The organism is Nocardia brasiliensis, from assembly GCF_011801125.1.
GTDB classification, from domain to species: Bacteria; Actinomycetota; Actinomycetes; order Mycobacteriales; family Mycobacteriaceae; genus Nocardia; species Nocardia brasiliensis_C.
Window position 1 is genome coordinate 3,474,606 of the sequence record NZ_CP046171.1, and the last position, 14,897, is coordinate 3,489,502.

Genomic DNA, 14,897 nt, shown 5'->3' on the forward strand with positions numbered 1-14,897 from the left:
CCCGAACCTACCGCGGCACGACCTTGGCGGCGTGCGGGTCGCGCTGCCGGGGGAACCGCAACGGCGCCAGGTACACCCCGCCTTGGCCCCACCCCGCGCTGGTGATCCACCAGCGGTCCGCGTCGAGTACCACCTCGGCGGCGTGCGCGGCGACATGGCCGATCTTGTCCCCGATCCGGAACCGGAACGGACTGTCGCTGCGGAACACGTCCGTGCCCACGTAACCCGGGCGCGGACCGATGAACAGATACCACCAGCCATCGTGCTGAACGACGAAGGGGGACTCGGTGTTTCCGGCCTCGGTGCCCTTCGTCGGGTCGGTGTAGGCGATGTGGCGGTGGCCCCAGTGCACGAGATCGCTGCTCGTGCGGTAGGCCACCACGTGGTGGCCGCCCGCCGGTGTAGTGGTCGCGCAGTAGTACATCACCCACTGGTCGCCGACCCTGGTCACCATCGGGTCGCGGGCGTCGTAGCCGTCGCGGAACAACGGGCCCGAACGTCTACGCACCCAACGGAACAGGTCGGTCGAGGTCGCCAGGTTGATCGCCGCGGCGGTCCGGTCCGCGCCGCCACCGGCATAGAACATGTAGTACCGCCGGTGGGCGGCGACGACAAACGGCGCCCACAGGTGGGTTTCGCCGTAGTCGCGGTCGACGTGCAGGGCGCGGCGCTGTTTGACCCAGGGGCCGAACAACTCGTCGGCCGTCGCGTGCGCGAAGTCGACCTCGTCGAACGGATCGGCGGGTTCGCGATGGGTGATGCCGAACAGGTGCAGCCGCCCGCCCGGTGCGCGAATGATCGTGTGGTCGTTGATGTACCACTCCTCGGCTGTCCCTGCGCCGGGGTCGTAGATCCGCGTGAACGATCCCGCGCTCACCACCTCGCGCACCGCCATGTCCACCATCATCCTCGGTGGCGGGCTACTCGGACATAGACTGGTCTGTGCTGGTGTCCGACCCTGCGGAGCGCACGACATGCACACCGATCTCACCCCGCGGCGGTGGGTGGACTTCGCCGAGATCGACAACGCGCGCGACCTCGGCGGGCTGCCCGTCCACGGCGGTGGCACCACCCGTTTCGGGGTCGTATATCGCTCCAGCACACCGCAGCAGCTGTCCGTCGCGGATCTCGACCGGTTGCTCGGCCCGATGCGCCTGCGCACGCTCATCGATCTGCGGATGCCGGGGGAGTCGGCGCGGGAGGGCCACGGGTTGCTCGCGAAAAGCGCGGTGCGCCTGATCAATCTGCCGATCAGCACGCCCGTGCACACCGGGCCACAGCACCTGGGGTCCGACGCGCGCCACGACGAGCTGCTGCGGCTATTCGGCGAACTACTGCGCGGCAGTGCCGAATCCGTTGTCGCGGCGGCCCGGTTGATCGCCGATGCCCGCCACCACGCCGTCCTCTTCCACTGTGCCGCGGGCAAAGACCGGACCGGAATACTAGCCGCCGTCCTGCTCGACGCGATCGGCGTTCCCGCGACGGACATCGCGGCCGACTACGCACTCACCGAACACCGCCTGGCGCGCATCCGGACCCGGCTCATCGCTCTGGGTTCCTACCCCGACCTGCCTCCGGTGCGCACCGGCATCCTCGCGGTCCTACCCGCGACCATGCGGGGCTTCCTGGCCGATCTGCGCGCCGTGCACGGCGGTGCGGCCCGATGGCTGCGCGCGAACGGTTTGACCGTGACAGAACTCACCGCACTGCGCGAGGTCATGGTCGCGTGCGGCCACGATCCCGCGGCGCCACACTGCGCCGCAGGTAGTCCGCGGTGATCGAGCGCGGGTCGTCGAGCAGAGCCGAAGGTGTTCCGGTGAAAACGATCTCGCCGCCGTGCCGGCCGCCGTCCGGCCCGAGGTCGATCACCCAGTCCGCGCGTTTGATCACCTCGAGGTCGTGCTCGATGACGATCACCGTGTTCCCCGCGTCGACCAGCCGGTCCAACAGCGCGAGCAGCGTGTCGACGTCGGCCATATGCAGGCCGGTGGTCGGTTCGTCGAGCACATAGACACCGCCGCTGCGATGCAGGTGATCGGCCAGCTTGATGCGCTGGCGTTCCCCGCCCGACAGCGAACTGAGCGAGCGGCCCAGCGTCAGGTAACCGAGCCCGACCTCGTCGAGCGAGCGCAGCGGCGGGCGAATCCGGCTCTCGCCGTGCCCGTCCCAGAATTCGAGCGCCTGCTCGACGGTCATCTCCAGCACGTCCGCGATGGATGCGCCGCGCACCGTGTAACCGAGTACTTCGGGGCGATAACGCCTGCCGTGACACCTCTGGCACACGGTGGTGATCGGGTCCATGTACGCCAGATCGGTGAAAATGACGCCCGCACCGCCGCATTCGGCACACGCGCCGTCGGAGTTGAAGCTGAACAGTCCCGGCTTGACGTTGTTGGTACGGGCGAACACCTGCCGCAGCGGCTCCATGATCCCGAGATAGGTCGCCGGACTGGACCGGCGCGAGGCGTGAATCGCCGACTGGTTCACCGCGATCGCGTCCGGGTTGGCGTCGAGGAACGCGCCCGAGACCAGCGTGCTCTTCCCCGAACCGGCGACCCCGGTGACCGCGGTGAGCACGCCGGTCGGGAATCGCGCGGTGAGGTTCTTCAGGTTGTACCGGTCGACCTCGGCGACGGTGAGCCAACCGGTCGGCGTGCGCGTGTGCGTCTTGACCGGTCGCACCCGGCGCAGCAGCTCACCCGTCGATGTGCCGCAGTCGCGCAAATTCTCGACCGAGCCTTCGAACACCACCTGCCCGCCGTGCCCGCCCGCGCCCGGTCCCATGTCCACCACATGGTCGGCGACCGCGATCACGTCGGGGGAGTGCTCGACCACCAGCACGGTGTTCCCCTTGTCGCGCAACTGGATCAGCAGCTCGTTCAACCGGCCGACATCGCGCGGATGCATGCCGACGCTCGGCTCGTCGAAGATGTAGGTCATGCCGGTCAGGCTCGATCCGAGGTGCCGAACCACCTTGAGCCGCTGTGCTTCACCGCCGGACAGGGTCGAGGTTTCCCGTCCGAGCGAGAGATAGCCGAGACCGACCTGCTCGATGCGGCGCAACCGGGCGATCGCCGCGTCGGCGATGGGCGCGGCGACTCGATCGTCGATCGCGCCGAGCACGCCGATCAGCTCGGACACCTCGAGGTTGCCGTAGTCGGCGATGCCCAAACCGTTGATCCGGGTGGCCAGGGCGGCGGCGTTCAAGCGCGCACCGTGGCAGTCCGGGCAGAGTTCCTCGGTGACGACCTCCCGCGCCGCGGTCCGGTTCTTCTCCGAGAGCGAGCCCGAGTCACGCTTGATGTAGAGGCGTTCGAACCGTCGCAGCAGTCCCTCGTAGGCGTTGCTGCCCATCGACCCGGTCCGGTTCCGTCGCGGTACCCGGAAACCGTTGCCGCGCAGGAACAGCTGCCATTCCTCGGCGGTGTAGTCGCGCAGCGGCTTGTCCGGATCGAACAGCCCGGACTGCGCGTAGAGTTGCCACTGGAAGGTGCCGATCGCGAACGGCCCGAACGTGATCGCGCCCTCGTTGAGTGACTTGCCGGTGTCGAGCAGCTTGGTCAGGTCCGGGCGCACGACGTGGCCCAGCCCGCCGCATTCCGGGCACATGCCGAGCGGGTCGTTGAACGAATAGCTCGACGCCGCACCGGCGCTCGGTGCGCCGTGCCGGGAGAACAGTACGCGAACGATCGACTGGATATCGGTCATGGTGCCGACCGTCGAGCGTGCGTTGCCCCCGATCGGCTTCTGATCGATCACCACCGCGGGCGCCAGGTTGTCGATGAGATCGGCCTCTGGCCGTTCGTATTTCGGCAGCCGGTTCCGGATGAACCAGGTGAAGGTCTCGTTGAGCTGGCGTTGCGATTCGACCGCGATGGTACCGAACACGATCGAGGACTTCCCCGAACCGGACACGCCGGTGAAGACCACGAGCTTGCCCTTCGGGACCGCCAGCGAGACGTTGCGCAGGTTGTTCTCGCGGGCCCCGACGATCTGAATGGTGTCTCGCTCTGTACTCACCTCACCGACGGTAGGTGCCAATGCGGACAGCTATTGTCCTCATTACGGGCGATACTCGACCTATGACCGAAACCGCCGCACGACTACTCCAGCTGCTGTCGTTGCTGCAGACCCGCCGCGAATGGAGCGGCCCCGAGCTGGCCGAGCGCCTCGGCGTCACCGTGCGCACGGTGCGCCGCGACATCGAACGGCTGCGTGAGCTGGGTTATCCGGTGCACGCCAGTCTCGGCGCGATCGGTGGCTACCGGCTGCGGGCGGGCACCGCGCTGCCACCCCTGCTGCTCGACGACGACGAGGCCGTCGCCATCACCCTCGGCCTGCGCGGTGCGGCCCAGGGGGCGGTCGCGGGCATCGAGGAATCGGCCGCACGCGCCCTGGTGAAACTCCAGCAGGTGCTGCCCGCGCGGCTGCGCGGCCGCGTCGACGCGATCGACACCGCCACCGTCTCGCTCGGTGGCCCGGCCGCCGGAGCGCGGGTGGACCCGGAGACGCTGGTCGTCCTGGCCGGTGCCGCGCGCGACGGGGAACGGATCCGCTTCCGGTATCGGGACAAGGGCGACACCGAGAGCAAGCGATTCGTCGAACCGCGCAGCCTCGTCTCGGCGGGCCGGCGCTGGTATCTGGTCGCCTGGGACGTCGATCGGCAAGACTGGCGTACCTTCCGCGTCGATCGTGTCGATGATCCATTCGTGACCGGAATGCGCTGTGCGCCAAGAGCGTTGCCTGCAGCCGATGCCGCGGCGTTCGTCACCGAGCAGCTGGCGCGCTCGCGCCCGGTGCGGCGAGTGGTCTTGCGGGTGCACGCCGGCGTCGCCGAACTGGCCGACACCTTCCGGGTCCGGCCCGACGAGCTCGAGCCGGTCGACGCGCACACCTGCCTGATCCGTACCGCCGCCGATTCGCTGGAGTGGACGGCGTTGCGCATCGCGCATCTCGACGTCGAATTCGAGGTGCTCGAGCCGCCCGAGATGCGCGCCGTGCTGAGCGAACTAAGCGCGAAACTCGCTCGGGCGGCAGGGAATTCGACAAATTGAAAGGCGACTGGTTCCCATGTTTGCAATTCGGACATGCGGACGGTCGTGCGTTGCTATCGTTCCGCCATGTCGAAGACGGGCCCCGATGAGGTGGAGACCGAGGCGCCCGTAGCAGGACGGCCGGCGCTGCCGGAGGTGGACGACGAGGAGCGGCCCGCCCGGGAATTGACCGGCTGGGCCGAACGGGTGGTCGCGGTGACCGCGTTCGCGGTCGCACTGCTGGTGCTCTGGCAGGTCTTCCGGCCGCTGCCGCAGGGGAGTCAGTACTACCTGGTGATCTTCCTGGCGGCGACCTTGCCGCTGGTGTTCCTCGCGTATCGATCCGGCGTGCGCTTCCTGGATCGGGACGGCGGTCCCGGAATCGCCGACTGGTCGCTGGCCGTGCTCGCCGTCTTCGTCGCGCTGTATCCGGTGCTGCCGTGGACGATCGGATCGGGTGGCGGCGGCTACAACGCCTTCCTCGACCGGCAGGGCCTGCTCGATCCCGTCGATGTCGGGATGGGCGCGGTGCTGCTCGTGCTGGTGCTGGAGGCATGCAGGCGCACCACCGGGTGGGTGCTCGTCGCGGTGTGCGTGGTGTTTCTCGCCTACGGGTACTACGGCGGTTTTCTGCCGCAAGGCTGGAGTGTCGCGCACGCCGGGCTGGACTTCGGCCAGATCGTGGACGCGCTGTACAACTCCGGCAGCGGGTTCTACGGCACGCCCCTCGACGTGGCGGCCACCTATATCGTGCTGTTCACGCTGTACGGCGCGGTGCTCGAATTCTCCGGTGCCGCACAGTTCTTCGTCGATCTGTCGGTGGCGGCCTTCCGGCGCTCGCGCGGTGCCGCCGGACGCACCGCGGTCGCCTCGGGCTTCCTACTCGGCACCGTCTCGGGGTCGGGTACCGCCACCGCGGTGACCATCGGCGCGGTTACCTGGCCCATCCTGCGGCGTGCCGGGTACCCGCCGGAACAGGCGGGCGGCATGCTCGCCGCGGCCGGGGTCGGCGCCATTCTCTCCCCGCCCACCCTCGGTGTCGCCGCGTTCATCGTCGCGGAGTACCTAGAGGTGTCGTATGTGACCGTGCTCGGCTGGGCACTCATCCCGACTGTGCTCTATTACCTCGGGATCCTGCTCGCCGTGGAGATCGACGCGCGCCGGCTCGGCACCACGGCCGTGCACTTCGACGGTGTGTCCGCAGGGCGTCTGCTGCTGCGCTTCGGATATCACTTCCTGTCGCTGATCGCGATCGTCGTGCTGTTGCTGCTGGACGTCAGCGCCACGCGCGCGGTCGTCTACGCCACGGCGCTCGCCTTCGTGCTCGCCTTCTTCGATCCGCGCACCCGCGCACTGGCGCGCTCACCCCGGCACGTGTTCCACGCGATCGGCGGCGGTGTCCGCGCGGCGCTGCCGGTGGTCGCGGTATGTACCAGCGCGGGCGTGATCACCGCGATCACCACCAAGACCGGGCTCGGCTCCCAACTGGCCGCGGTGCTCGTGCGGCTGGCGAAATCGTTGTCCGACAACCACACCGTGGTCCTGGCCTGCACCGTCGTGCTCGCGGCGATCGCGCTGGCGCTGCTCGGGCTCGCGGTACCGGTGACCGCGTCGTTCATCATCGGCTGGGTCATCATCGGCCCCGCGCTGCTCGCGCTCGAGGTGCCCGCGCCCGCGGCGGCGATGTTCGTCTTCTACTTCTCGGTGCTGTCCGAGGTCACCCCGCCGACCGCGCTCGCCGCCGTCGGCGCGGCGGCGGTCACCGGCGCGCGCACGGTGCCGACCATGTGGCAGGCATTGAAATACGCGCTGCCTGCCTTCCTGGTGCCGATCGTGTTCGTGCTGACCGAACCGGGCGAGTATCTGCTCGGCCGGGGACCGGTGCTCGGCATCATCTGGACCACCGCGGTCGCCTGTCTTGGTGTGGCCGCGCTCGCCGTCGCCACCGGTGGCTGGATTCTCGGCGTCGGTCCGGCCGGGCCGCTCGCCCGCGTGCTCGCCGCCGTCGGTGGCCTGCTGCTGCTGTACCTGGAAACCGGCGCGCTCGTCGCCGGACTGGTCGCGCTGACCGCGGCCGTCGGGGTCACTCTGCTCGCTCGAAGGAGAACGACATGAGAAGAGTCGCAATCGTCTTCGCCATCGCCACGGTGTCGGCCGGACTGCTCACCGGCTGTGGCGGGCGCCGCGACGCGCCGCACCAGGACGCGGGCGCTCCGATCACCTGCGAGGTGAAACAGGAAACCAGGGTCGGCATCGCCACCGGCAACGCGACCGGGGTGTATTTCGCGCTCGGCAATGCCTTCGCCGACCAGATCTCCCAGGCCACCAACGGCAAGGTGAAGGCGACCGCCGCGGAAACCGGTGCGTCCGTGCAGAACATCCAGCAGTTGGTCGCGGGCACCTATCAGGTCGCGTTCTCCCTCGCCGACACCGCCGCCGACGCGGTCACCGGCGCGGGCAGCTTCGACGGCAAGAAGCAACCGGTGCAGGCGCTTTCGCGGCTGTACCCGAACTACACCCAGGTGGTGGTGCGGGCCGACGCGGGCATCAATTCCGTGGCCGACCTGCGGGGCAAACGGGTCTCCACAGGTTCGCCCAAATCGGGTACCGAGGTGATCGCGCAGCGGGTGCTGCAGGCGGCGGGTCTGCACCCGGACAGCGACATCTCGGCCCAGCGCCTGGATCTCACCAAGACCGTCGACGGTATGAAGGACGGCACCATCGACGCCATGTTCTTCTCCGGTGGCCTGCCCACCCCGGGCATCACCGACCTTTTCACTTCCGCCAGGGACAGAGTCCGCTTCCTCGACATCTCCCCGCAGCTGCCCGCGATGCGCGAGCTGAGTCCGGTCTACGAGGCGGGCACCATCCCCGCGGCCACCTACGGGCTGTCCGCCGACGCGAAAACCATTGTCGTGCCGAATGTCCTGCTCGTCCGCGATGATCTCGACGCCGACCTGGCCTGCGTGCTCACCAAGGCCCTCTTCGATCGCAAACCCCAGCTGGAGCAGGCGAACTCCGCGGCGAAGGGCATCTCCGGCGACACCGCGGCGAACACCGCGCCCGTCGTGCTGCACCGCGGCGCCGAGTACGCGCTGAAGAAGTAACGGATCGCGGCCACCGCCGGTGCGTAGCTGCGCGGAGCGAAATGCGCTCGGATAGCGGTGTTTTACATTAGCTGCGTGCGTGCCGCCCGGCGTTGCTATCGTCTCGTTCTGCGGCGGAGCAGGGTCGCTCCGTTCGTCGAGAGAGGATGAGATGCGAAGAGTGGTCGTAGTTTTCGCGGTCGGGTCGCTATCGGCGGGTTTACTCGCCGGATGCGGCGACAGTTTCGATGGGGTGCCGACGGACGCGGGTGGCCCGGTGACCTGCCAGGTGCGGCAGTCGACCGAACTCGGCATCGCGACCGGCAACGCGACCGGCGTCTTCTCCGCACTCGGCAACGCGCTCGCCGATCAGGTCTCCCTGGCGACCAACGGCAAGGTGAAGGCGACGGCGGCGGAAACCGCCGCGTCGGTGCAGAACATCCAGCAGCTCGCCGCCGGTAAGTATCAGGTCGCCTTCGCGCAGGCCGACACCGCGGCGGACGCGGTGCTCGGCATCGGCACCTTCGACGGTCACAAACAACCGGTGCGGGCGCTGTCGCGCCTCTACCCGAGCTATGTGGAAGTCGTCGTCCGCGCGGACTCCGACATCACCAGCATCGCCGAACTCCGCGGCAAGCGGGTGTCCACCGGTTCGCCCTCGTCGGGTACCGAGGTGGTGGCCCGGCGCATACTGCGGGCGGGCGGGCTGAACCCGGACAGCGATATCGCGGTGAATCGACTGGACCTCGGCAAGGCGGTCGCGGGGATGAAGGACGGTTCGCTGGACGCGCTGTTCTTTATAGGAGGCCTGCCGACGCCCGGCATCGCCGAGCTGTTCAAGTCGAACCGCGGCGAGTTCCGTTTCCTGGACACCGCCGAACTGTTGGTCGGCATGCGCGTCCTGAGCCCCGCGTACGAGCTGGGCGCCATCCCCGCGGCCACCTATGGCCTGCCCGACGACGTGCCCGCGATCGTCGTGCCGAATGTGCTGCTCGTCCGCGACAACCTCGACGCCGATGTGGCCTGCGTACTCACCAAGACCCTTTTCGAGCGCAAGCCCCAGCTGGAACAGGCGAATTCCGCGGCGAAAGGCATCGTCCGCGACAACGCCCGCGCGACGGACCCGGTACCGCTGCACCGCGGCGCCGAGCACGCACTGGAGAACTAGTGCTCCGTCCAACACCCGATTTCGAGAACTTTGCGGTGGTCTGAGTCACATTCGTGTGATTCGCTCGGGCGCCTGGCCGATGTCAGGCCCCTTGACCTGCGAATTCTCGGGCTGCGCAGGCGATTTGACGTGGCGTTCGCCGCCGCGTAACTTAGTTCAAGTCAGAGCGACACGGACACCGACCCGGAGCCGAGGAGCTGAGCCGAAAGGCTGAGCGAGAGGCCTGGGAAACGAGGTAGGACGAGGAGCGCCTGACGCTCACACTAGCTTGATCGAGACCCTGATTTGGATTCGGGGGAGCGGCTGAGCTAAGCTGGATAAGTTGCCTCACTGATCGAGCGGGTTGATTCCCGGGAGATGGTGTGTGCGTGTGTTCTTTGAGAACTCAATAGTGTGTCGATGAATGTCAGTGCCAATTATTTATTGGTTCCGGCCTCTCTGGACCCCCGTCTGGGTGAGGTTGGACATTTAGTCAGCAAATACTTTTGCTGGCGTTTTGTTTTGCTGGGTTTTCGGACTCTAGTTTAGATACTTCTGATTGGCCCTTCGGGGTTGTCAAGAGTCTTCAACGGAGAGTTTGATCCTGGCTCAGGACGAACGCTGGCGGCGTGCTTAACACATGCAAGTCGAGCGGTAAGGCCCTTCGGGGTACACGAGCGGCGAACGGGTGAGTAACACGTGGGTGATCTGCCTCGCACTTCGGGATAAGCCTGGGAAACTGGGTCTAATACCGGATATGACCTTTCAGTGCATGCTGTTTGGTGGAAAGATTTATCGGTGCGAGATGGGCCCGCGGCCTATCAGCTTGTTGGCGGGGTAACGGCCCACCAAGGCGACGACGGGTAGCCGACCTGAGAGGGTGACCGGCCACACTGGGACTGAGACACGGCCCAGACTCCTACGGGAGGCAGCAGTGGGGAATATTGCACAATGGGCGAAAGCCTGATGCAGCGACGCCGCGTGAGGGATGACGGCCTTCGGGTTGTAAACCTCTTTCGACAGGGACGAAGCGAGAGTGACGGTACCTGTAGAAGAAGCACCGGCCAACTACGTGCCAGCAGCCGCGGTAATACGTAGGGTGCGAGCGTTGTCCGGAATTACTGGGCGTAAAGAGCTTGTAGGCGGTTTGTCGCGTCGTCCGTGAAAACTTGGGGCTCAACCCCAAGCTTGCGGGCGATACGGGCAGACTTGAGTACTTCAGGGGAGACTGGAATTCCTGGTGTAGCGGTGAAATGCGCAGATATCAGGAGGAACACCGGTGGCGAAGGCGGGTCTCTGGGAAGTAACTGACGCTGAGAAGCGAAAGCGTGGGTAGCGAACAGGATTAGATACCCTGGTAGTCCACGCCGTAAACGGTGGGTACTAGGTGTGGGTTTCCTTCCACGGGATCCGTGCCGTAGCTAACGCATTAAGTACCCCGCCTGGGGAGTACGGCCGCAAGGCTAAAACTCAAAGGAATTGACGGGGGCCCGCACAAGCGGCGGAGCATGTGGATTAATTCGATGCAACGCGAAGAACCTTACCTGGGTTTGACATACACCGGAAACCTGCAGAGATGTAGGCCCCCTTGTGGTCGGTGTACAGGTGGTGCATGGCTGTCGTCAGCTCGTGTCGTGAGATGTTGGGTTAAGTCCCGCAACGAGCGCAACCCTTGTCCTGTGTTGCCAGCGGATTATGCCGGGGACTCGCAGGAGACTGCCGGGGTCAACTCGGAGGAAGGTGGGGACGACGTCAAGTCATCATGCCCCTTATGTCCAGGGCTTCACACATGCTACAATGGCCGGTACAGAGGGCTGCGATACCGTGAGGTGGAGCGAATCCCTTAAAGCCGGTCTCAGTTCGGATCGGGGTCTGCAACTCGACCCCGTGAAGTTGGAGTCGCTAGTAATCGCAGATCAGCAACGCTGCGGTGAATACGTTCCCGGGCCTTGTACACACCGCCCGTCACGTCATGAAAGTCGGTAACACCCGAAGCCGGTGGCCTAACCCTTGTGGAGGGAGCCGTCGAAGGTGGGATTGGCGATTGGGACGAAGTCGTAACAAGGTAGCCGTACCGGAAGGTGCGGCTGGATCACCTCCTTTCTAAGGAGCACTTCTACGCTGGTCGGTTCGAAGAGTCGTCCTCGACCGCGTCAGAGACCGTTTAGTCCCCGTCTGTGGGACTGCGGACGCTCATGGGTGGAACGCTGACAAGTTTCATCGCACTCGATCGGGACTGTGTTCCTGGTCGCGGTGGATATACCGACACACTATTGGGTCCTGAAAGAACAGACGTTCTTTCCAGGCAAGATAACGATCCGCTCGGATCTCCTTGATACCGCAGGGTTTTGGTTCTGTTGGTCTTGGATGAGGGTTTGAGTGGGTGTGTTGTTTGAGAACTGCACAGTGGACGCGAGCATCTTTGTTAGTAAGTGTTTAAGAGCGTACGGTGGATGCCTTGGCACCAGGAGCCGATGAAGGACGTAGGAGGCTGCGATAAGCCTCGGGGAGCTGTCAACCGAGCTGAGATCCGAGGATTTCCGAATGGGGAAACCCAGCACGAGTGATGTCGTGTTACCCGCATCTGAATATATAGGGTGTGTGGAGGGAACGTGGGGAAGTGAAACATCTCAGTACCCACAGGAAGAGAAAACAATAGTGATTCCGTGAGTAGTGGCGAGCGAAAGCGGATGAGGCTAAACCGTTTAGATGTGATACCCGGCAGGGGTTGTCTAGACGGTGTTGTGGGGTCTTTCTTCTCAATTCTGCCGGATTGGGCGTGAGTCAGAAACCGTTGGGTTAGTCGAAGTGGTCTGGAACGGCCTGTCGTAGAGGGTGAGAGTCCCGTAGACGAAAACTCAACGGCTTGCGTGGAAGATACCCGAGTAGCAGCGGGCCCGTGAAATCTGCTGTGAATCTGCCGGGACCACCCGGTAAGCCTGAATACTCCCTGGTGACCGATAGCGGACTAGTACCGTGAGGGAAAGGTGAAAAGTACCCCGGGAGGGGAGTGAAATAGTACCTGAAACCGTGCGCTTACAATCCGTCAGGGCCTGCGAGTGACTTGTCACTGTGGGTGATGGCGTGCCTTTTGAAGAATGAGCCTGCGAGTTAGTGGCATGTGGCGAGGTTAACCCGTGTGGGGTAGCCGTAGCGAAAGCGAGTCCGAATAGGGCGTTGGAGTCGCATGTTCTAGACCCGAAGCGGAGTGATCTACCCATGGCCAGGGTGAAGCGACGGTAAGACGTCGTGGAGGCCCGAACCCACTTAGGTTGAAAACTGAGGGGATGAGCTGTGGGTAGGGGTGAAAGGCCAATCAAACTCCGTGATAGCTGGTTCTCCCCGAAATGCATTTAGGTGCAGCGTCACGTGTTTCACGCCGGAGGTAGAGCTACTGGATGGTCTAGGGGGCCTACAAGCTTACCGAAATCAGCCAAACTCCGAATGCCGGTGTGTGAGAGCGTGGCAGTGAGACTGCGGGGGATAAGCTTCGTAGTCGAGAGGGAAACAGCCCAGATCGCCGGCTAAGGCCCCTAAGCGTGTACTAAGTGGAAAAGGATGTGGGGTCGCGAAGACAACCAGGAGGTTGGCTTAGAAGCAGCCACCCTTGAAAGAGTGCGTAATAGCTCACTGGTCAAGTGATCCTGCGCCGACAATGTAGCGGGGCTCAAGTACACCGCCGAAGCCGCGGCATTCACACAATACATCCGTCATTCTCTACGGAGGGTGGTGCAGTGGTGTGGATGGGTAGGGGAGCGTCGTGCAGCCATGGAAGCAGCAGTGTGAACTAGTTGTGGAGGCTGTGCGAGTGAGAATGCAGGCATGAGTAGCGAAAGACGAGTGAGAAACTCGTCCGCCGAATGACCAAGGGTTCCTGGGCCAGGTTAATCCGCCCAGGGTGAGTCGGGACCTAAGGCGAGGCCGACAGGCGTAGTCGATGGACAACGGGTTGATATTCCCGTACCCGTGTATCCGCGCCCAATGGCGAATCAGTTGTGCTAAGTATCCAAATGTGGACGGATCTCCTTCGGGAGACTGGAAGCGGCTGCATATGACCCTGGCTGTAGTAGTCAAGCGATGGGGTGACGCAGGAAGGTAGCTGGGCCAGTCAGTGGTTGTACTGGTGTAAGCCTGTAGGGCGTTTGGTAGGCAAATCCGCCAGACATGTGGCCTGAGAGGTGATGCGTAGCCGATTGAGGCGAATTCAGTGATCCTATGCTGCCGAGAAAAGCCTCTAGTGAGTTGGTACACGGCCCGTACCCCAAACCGACACAGGTGGTCAGGTAGAGAATACTAAGGCGATCGAGAGAACTGTGGTTAAGGAACTCGGCAAAATGCCCCCGTAACTTCGGGAGAAGGGGGACCCGGTCTGGTGATGGAACGTGCTTCCTGAGCTGGGTTGGGTCGCAGAGACCAGAGAGAAGCGACTGTTTACTAAAAACACAGGTCCGTGCGAAGTCGTAAGACGATGTATACGGACTGACGCCTGCCCGGTGCCGGAAGGTTAAGAGGACCGGTTAGCGACTTCGGTTGCGAAGCTGAGAATTTAAGCCCCGGTAAACGGCGGTGGTAACTATAACCATCCTAAGGTAGCGAAATTCCTTGTCGGGTAAGTTCCGACCTGCACGAATGGCGTAACGACTTCTCTGCTGTCTCAACCACAGACTCGGCGAAATTGCATTACGAGTAAAGATGCTCGTTACGCGCGGCAGGACGAAAAGACCCCGGGACCTTCACTATAGCTTGGTATTGGTGTTCGGTACGGTTTGTGTAGGATAGGTGGGAGACTGTGAAATCGGCACGCCAGTGTCGAGGGAGTCATCGTTGAAATACCACTCTGATCGTATTGGACTTCTAACCTCGGACCATGATCTGGTTCAGGGACAGTGCCTGGTGGGTAGTTTAACTGGGGCGGTTGCCTCCTAAAATGTAACGGAGGCGCCCAAAGGTTCCCTCAGCCTGGTTGGCAATCAGGTGTCGAGTGCAAGTGCACAAGGGAGCTTGACTGTGAGAGCGACAGCTCGAGCAGGGACGAAAGTCGGGACTAGTGATCCGGCACCGGCAAGTGGAAGCGGTGTCGCTCAACGGATAAAAGGTACCCCGGGGATAACAGGCTGATCTTCCCCAAGAGTCCATATCGACGGGATGGTTTGGCACCTCGATGTCGGCTCGTCGCATCCTGGGGCTGGAGTAGGTCCCAAGGGTTGGGCTGTTCGCCCATTAAAGCGGCACGCGAGCTGGGTTTAGAACGTCGTGAGACAGTTCGGTCTCTATCCGCCGCGCGCGTCAGAAACTTGAGGAAGGCTGTCCCTAGTACGAGAGGACCGGGACGGACGAACCTCTGGTGTGCCAGTTGTTCCGCCAGGAGCACCGCTGGTTAGCTACGTTCGGAAGGGATAACCGCTGAAAGCATCTAAGCGGGAAGCCTGTTCCAAGATGAGGTTTCTCACCACCTTCGAGTGGTTAAGGCCCCCACAGACCATGGGGTTGATAGGCCAGAACTGGAAGCCCGGTAACGGGTGTAGGTGACTGGTACTAATCGGCCGAGGACTTACCAACAAAGAAGCTACGCGTCCACTGTGCAGTATCTGAAACAACACACGGCACTGCAGCAGGCATGAACTTACTGAA

Annotated in this window: 7 protein-coding genes and 2 rRNA genes; 7 read left to right on the plus strand and 2 right to left on the minus strand. The window is 63.9% G+C overall.

Annotated features, from left to right (window positions below; genetic code table 11):
* Positions 1-7: 7 nt before the first annotated feature.
* The gene (locus tag F5X71_RS15830; RefSeq protein ID WP_238815914.1) at positions 8-895 is read right to left on the minus strand and encodes a glycosyl hydrolase family 32; all 888 of its coding nucleotides are present in this window, start codon (positions 893-895) and stop codon (positions 8-10) included.
* Positions 896-974: 79 nt separating this feature from the next.
* On the opposite strand from F5X71_RS15830, the gene F5X71_RS15835 reads away from it, so the two are divergent.
* On the plus strand, positions 975-1,778 hold the full coding sequence (locus F5X71_RS15835) for a tyrosine-protein phosphatase (RefSeq protein ID WP_167462660.1): 804 nt from the start codon (positions 975-977) through the stop codon (positions 1,776-1,778).
* Here F5X71_RS15835 and F5X71_RS15840 read toward each other — a convergent pair.
* Positions 1,717-4,020: an ATP-binding cassette domain-containing protein gene (locus F5X71_RS15840; RefSeq protein WP_167462661.1), complete on the minus strand. Its 2,304-nt coding sequence runs from the start codon at positions 4,018-4,020 to the stop codon at positions 1,717-1,719. The two genes, F5X71_RS15835 and F5X71_RS15840, sit on opposite strands and share 62 nt — an antisense overlap.
* A gap of 62 nt (positions 4,021-4,082) precedes the next feature.
* On the opposite strand from F5X71_RS15840, the gene F5X71_RS15845 reads away from it, so the two are divergent.
* The 6 genes from F5X71_RS15845 (at position 4,083) to F5X71_RS15870 (ending at position 14,825) form a co-directional block, all read left to right on the plus strand.
* Positions 4,083-5,054, plus strand: a complete 972-nt coding sequence (locus tag F5X71_RS15845) for a helix-turn-helix transcriptional regulator (protein WP_167462662.1) — start codon at positions 4,083-4,085, stop codon at positions 5,052-5,054.
* A gap of 66 nt (positions 5,055-5,120) precedes the next feature.
* On the plus strand, positions 5,121-7,148 hold the full coding sequence (locus F5X71_RS15850) for a TRAP transporter permease (protein ID WP_167462663.1): 2,028 nt from the start codon (positions 5,121-5,123) through the stop codon (positions 7,146-7,148).
* Positions 7,145-8,140, plus strand: a complete 996-nt coding sequence (locus F5X71_RS15855; protein WP_167462664.1) for a TAXI family TRAP transporter solute-binding subunit — start codon at positions 7,145-7,147, stop codon at positions 8,138-8,140. Before F5X71_RS15850 ends, F5X71_RS15855 begins: the two co-directional genes overlap by 4 nt.
* 151 nt (positions 8,141-8,291) lie before the next feature.
* Entirely contained in the window at positions 8,292-9,287 is a 996-nt protein-coding gene (locus F5X71_RS15860) for a TAXI family TRAP transporter solute-binding subunit (RefSeq protein ID WP_167462665.1), read from the plus strand.
* A gap of 565 nt (positions 9,288-9,852) precedes the next feature.
* Positions 9,853-11,369 (plus strand): 16S ribosomal RNA (locus F5X71_RS15865).
* A gap of 323 nt (positions 11,370-11,692) precedes the next feature.
* Positions 11,693-14,825 (plus strand): 23S ribosomal RNA (locus tag F5X71_RS15870).
* The 16S and 23S rRNA genes sit together here, the layout of an rRNA operon.
* Positions 14,826-14,897: the final 72 nt, after the last annotated feature.

Coding starts and splice junctions, on each gene's coding strand:
- F5X71_RS15830 (WP_238815914.1), bottom strand. CDS start 895: ATGGCGGTGCGCGAGGTGGTGAGCGCGGGATCGTTCACGCGGATCTAC.
- F5X71_RS15835 (WP_167462660.1), top strand. CDS start 975: ATGCACACCGATCTCACCCCGCGGCGGTGGGTGGACTTCGCCGAGATC.
- F5X71_RS15845 (WP_167462662.1), top strand. CDS start 4,083: ATGACCGAAACCGCCGCACGACTACTCCAGCTGCTGTCGTTGCTGCAG.
- F5X71_RS15850 (WP_167462663.1), top strand. CDS start 5,121: ATGTCGAAGACGGGCCCCGATGAGGTGGAGACCGAGGCGCCCGTAGCA.
- F5X71_RS15855 (WP_167462664.1), top strand. CDS start 7,145: ATGAGAAGAGTCGCAATCGTCTTCGCCATCGCCACGGTGTCGGCCGGA.
- F5X71_RS15860 (WP_167462665.1), top strand. CDS start 8,292: ATGCGAAGAGTGGTCGTAGTTTTCGCGGTCGGGTCGCTATCGGCGGGT.